Annotated in this window: 7 protein-coding genes; all 7 read left to right on the top strand. The window is 68.0% G+C overall.

The annotated features are described in order from the left end of the window. Positions 1-364 (top strand): hypothetical protein (locus tag VP06_RS37150; protein WP_048463972.1); only part of this gene is annotated, 364 nt, incomplete at its 5' end. Continuing rightward, on the top strand, positions 361-1,134 hold the full coding sequence (locus tag VP06_RS11825) for a hypothetical protein (RefSeq protein WP_048463973.1): 774 nt from the start codon (positions 361-363) through the stop codon (positions 1,132-1,134). The genes VP06_RS37150 and VP06_RS11825, both read left to right, overlap by 4 nt. A 2-nt stretch (positions 1,135-1,136) precedes the next feature. Next, on the top strand, positions 1,137-1,994 hold the full coding sequence (locus tag VP06_RS11830; RefSeq protein WP_048463974.1) for a hypothetical protein: 858 nt from the start codon (positions 1,137-1,139) through the stop codon (positions 1,992-1,994). 63 nt (positions 1,995-2,057) lie between these two features. Then, positions 2,058-2,624, top strand: coding sequence for a glycoside hydrolase family 108 protein (locus VP06_RS11835; protein WP_048463975.1), 567 nt, complete (start codon positions 2,058-2,060; stop codon positions 2,622-2,624). 76 nt (positions 2,625-2,700) lie between these two features. Further along, positions 2,701-3,003, top strand: coding sequence for a Pam3-gp28 family putative phage holin (locus tag VP06_RS11840; protein ID WP_048463976.1), 303 nt, complete (start codon positions 2,701-2,703; stop codon positions 3,001-3,003). 16 nt (positions 3,004-3,019) lie between these two features. Next, positions 3,020-3,583, top strand: coding sequence for a hypothetical protein (locus VP06_RS11845; RefSeq protein ID WP_063928381.1), 564 nt, complete (start codon positions 3,020-3,022; stop codon positions 3,581-3,583). Further along, positions 3,576-3,959, top strand: coding sequence for a hypothetical protein (locus VP06_RS11850; protein ID WP_048463977.1), 384 nt, complete (start codon positions 3,576-3,578; stop codon positions 3,957-3,959). The genes VP06_RS11845 and VP06_RS11850 overlap by 8 nt, the downstream gene beginning before the upstream one ends. Positions 3,960-4,018: the final 59 nt, after the last annotated feature.

Below are 4,018 nucleotides of genomic sequence, written 5' to 3' on the forward strand. Positions count from 1 at the left end.
GCCGCCCGGGCTGGCGTCGATCGCCCAGGACACCGATTGGGTACTGGCCCCGGCCGATGGAAAATGGGGATTTGCCTACACCGACGACAGCGGCTCGCCGCCAGCCATCGCATCGGTCGCGATCGGCTCCGGTGCCCCGGTCGGGCAGGCCCGCATCGTCATCACCCTCTCCAGCGCGCCGACCGGGGCCAATCGCCGGCTCCGCTACGCGCTCGGCTCCCCCGCTCCCACCGGCTCGTGGCTCGGTGAGCGCGGTCTTGTCTACGCCGATAGCGGGGTGCCGAGCCGCGCGCGCGAGACCTATCCCACCCTCCCTGCAACCATTCGCCATTACTTGGTGGGCTTCGAGGCTACTGTGTCATGATCATCATCAACAGCGACAACAACGATCCCACCCTGCCGCTGGCAACCTCGCTGGTCACGCAGATCAAGGCATTGCCAAGTCTCGTCTCCTGGCATCGTCCGACGCCGGACAACCTCAATCCGGGCAACACTCAGCAGGGAGCACCGGTCATCGATTTGCTCAACCTCAAGGGCACCGGCGGCACGTTCTCGAACTTTACTGGCGATGCGTCCCGCCCAAAATACGCCAACGGTCAGGTCAACGGTCGACCGGGGATCCTGTTCGATGGCGCGAACGACTTTCTGGCGCAGTTCAACAAATCCTGGATCCTTACCAATCCGTGGACGATGGCCGTGCTCTATCGGGCTGATCCGAGCGTGGCTTTGCAGGCGCCTCTGGCGGCCTACGACAGCAATTCCGTGGTCACCGGCATCCTCCAGAACGGCGATGCCGTGTCGTTCCGGCATGGCACCGGGGATCTGACCATGCCCGCGCCCCGTGGGCAGAACACCTTCGTCATCCTCTCCTCCGACACCGTCAACATCCGGGCCCGCATCAACGGGGTGGAGGGGGGACCGACCCCAACGAACAATGTCCAGCCGACCAATGCTCCGCGCATGGGGTCTCTCGACAATGGGTCCACCGGTCTCCTCAAGGGCCCGATCATGGATGTGCTGTTCTTCGCGGACGACTTGCTCGGGCACGACCGCGCGACGGTGTCCCTCCTGGAACGGTACGTGACGGCCCCGAGGATCTTCGCTATGCCCTTTACTCCCCTGCGGGCGGCCTGATCATGCACAGGGCCCTCCTCCTGGCCGCTGTCGCCTGCACGGCAGTGCCTTCGGTCGCGATCGCGCAAGTTGGTGTCCAGACGCCCGAGCAGCGCCTGGACACCCTGATCCGGGCACTCGCCGCCAGGGTCACGACGCAGCAGCTCGCGGTGTCGGGGCCAGCAAGCGTCGGCGCCCTTTCCGCGAGCACGCTGGCGCTCGGGACGCCGCTCCCGGCATCTCAGGGCGGGACCGGATCGACGGCGATCGCCACCGTCGCGACCTCGGGCGCTTATGCGGACCTGACTGGCAGGCCGTCGCTCGGCACGGCGGCCGCGGCCAACGTCGGCACGACGGCCGGCACCGTCGCGGCCGGCGACGACGGCCGGATCACCGGTGCGACCCAGAACGCTGCCGCGGCGATCACTGGCGGCGCCATCAATGGCGCGTCGATCGGAGCGACCGCCGCCGCGCCCGGCCGTTTCACGACACTGACCTCGACCGGGGCCGCGACCCTGGCGAGCCTCAACGTCGCGGGGGCAAGCGCTCTGGCCGCCACCACCGTCGCGGGCCAGCTAAAGCCGACCTACATCGACCTCCAGGACCGCGGCGACTGGACGATCCGCTTCCTGAACTCGGCCGGCGCCGACATCGGCTCGTATATGGGCTTGTCCGGCATCTTGGCCGGTCCGCCAACGAACGCCCTGCGCGTCCGAAACGACGCGGGTACGTATTTCGGGGTGGGGACTACGGTCCTGCTCGGTTTGACCACGGCGGGTTACGTCACCCTGCCTGGCCTCCCGACCTCCGCGACCGGCCTGCCGTCCGGGGCACTCTGGCGCGACACCTCCGCCGGCAATGTCCTCAAGGTCGTGCCGTAGCCATCCACCCGAGCGATGCGCCACCCGGCCCGGTCCTGACACCTCGACAATCTGGAGACCCCGATGACCGCGAGCACATTCGAGCGGGCGCTTGCGCTCGTCCTGAAGCACGAGGGAGGGTATGTCGATCATCCTGCTGATCCCGGCGGCCCGACCAACCTGGGCGTCACGATCGGTACGCTGTCGGCTGTTCTCGGGCGCCCGGCGACCAAGGCCGACGTGAAGGCGCTGACGCCCACGAAGGTCGCGCCGGTCTACCGGCAGCGCTATTGGGACGCGGTCGAGGGCGACGACCTGCCAGCGGGCCTCGACTATGCAGTCTTCGACTGGGCGGTGAACAGCGGGCCCGCCCGTGCTGCCATCGCGCTCCAGCGCCTCGTCGGCGTAGCGGATGACGGGCACATCGGGCCGATCACCCTCAAGGCTGTGGCGGGCCAGGACAGGCAGAAGCTGATCGGCTCGCTCTGCGACGCCCGGCTGGTTTTCCTCGGGGCGCTGTCGACCTGGCCGACCTTCGGCAAGGGCTGGTCGAGCCGCGTCGCCGGAGTGCGGAAGGACGCGCTGGCGATGATCGCCGCGGCGCCGGCTGTGCCGACTTGCCCAGCCTGCGGCAGGCCGCTGGCTGCCTGACCAACTCTTCGGAATTCCCGAACGGTTCACCCGCGCCGGCCGGGCCAGCCGAGCATCCGACAATCAGGACACGACCATGAACGCGATCCAGGTCGCGAGCGCCTTCCGCGCGCTCCTCATCTTCTTCGGCGGCATCCTCGTCGCCCGGGGCTGGCTGACCGCCGAGCAGGTCTCGTATCTGACCGACATCGGCACCCTGACCGCCGTGGTCGGCGGCGCCATGGCGATCGGTAGCTTCGCCTATGGCGTGTGGGTCCGTCGTCCCGCTGGGCTGCTGGCGTCGGCCGCATCGCTGCCGGAGGTGGACCGGATCACCGTCGCACCCTCGGCGGCGCCGCTGGCGGATGCCGTGCCGAGCCCGAAGGTGACGGCATCGTGATCGGCAGGAGGCTGTGATGGGTCTGTCCGATCCTGACCCCTCGCATCCGGCCGGACCCTACAGTTCGGAGCGGCTGTTCGAGTGGGCCATAGCGGTCATGATGGTCATGATCGCAGTGACCTTGGCGATGCCCGGCGACACGCTGGAGCGAACAGCCCTCCGCCCGATCGCCGCGCTCGGCGCGACCGAGGAGAACATGGCGACCTTCTACGCGGTCGTGGGTATCGCCCGGGGCTTCGCCCTCTACATGAACGGCCACATCAACAACGGCCGGGTCTTTCCCTCGGGTGCCTACATCCGGGCCTGGTGCGCGTTGTTCAGCGCCGTGGTCTGGGGCCAGCTCACCCTGGCCTTGTTCATGGACGCCTTCCACGCCAACTCGCCCTCGCTCAACATTCCGGTCTTCGGCACGCTGACGATGTTCGAGCTGCTGTCCTGCTATATCGCACGGCGGGACGCGGTCAGGCGCAAGGACACCCTGGAGGGTCAGATCGAAGACCTGAAGGCGTCGGCCGCCGCGAGTGGGCTGGTGCTGACGCCCAAGCCGCGAGCGCACAGGGGAGAGGCCACCGATGCTTGAGGCTGGGTTCCTGAAGGAGATCTATGACAGCCTGTCCGGGTTTCCGGTCCTGCAGGCGGCTGTTGGGGCGCTGATCGTGATTTTCGGCCTGAGGCTGATGCTAAAGGCCGACAAGGCGAAGGACGCTGCGGCAGCACCGCCCCCATCGGCAGGGGCAACGCTGGCCGCCCCCGATGGCGCCATGCACCTCCAGGGCACGGTGGCCTACATCGACATGACGCGAGAGATCCGGGACATCCTGCGCGAGTGCGTCGAGCTGCAGCGCCGGATCGCCGAGTGCGTCAGGATCATGCGAGAGGAGAGCAAGAAGCAGACGGACGTCCTGGAGAGGATCGAGCGCGAGCAGGACGTGCAAGGGCGCTCCCGGCACTCCTGATCCGGAACCCGCCCCGCCGCCTACCCGTTAGCCGGCGGATCTTCCAAGACCCGAGACCC

The sequence above is a fragment of the Methylobacterium aquaticum genome, from assembly GCF_001043915.1.
Lineage (GTDB): Bacteria > Pseudomonadota > Alphaproteobacteria > Rhizobiales > Beijerinckiaceae > Methylobacterium > Methylobacterium aquaticum.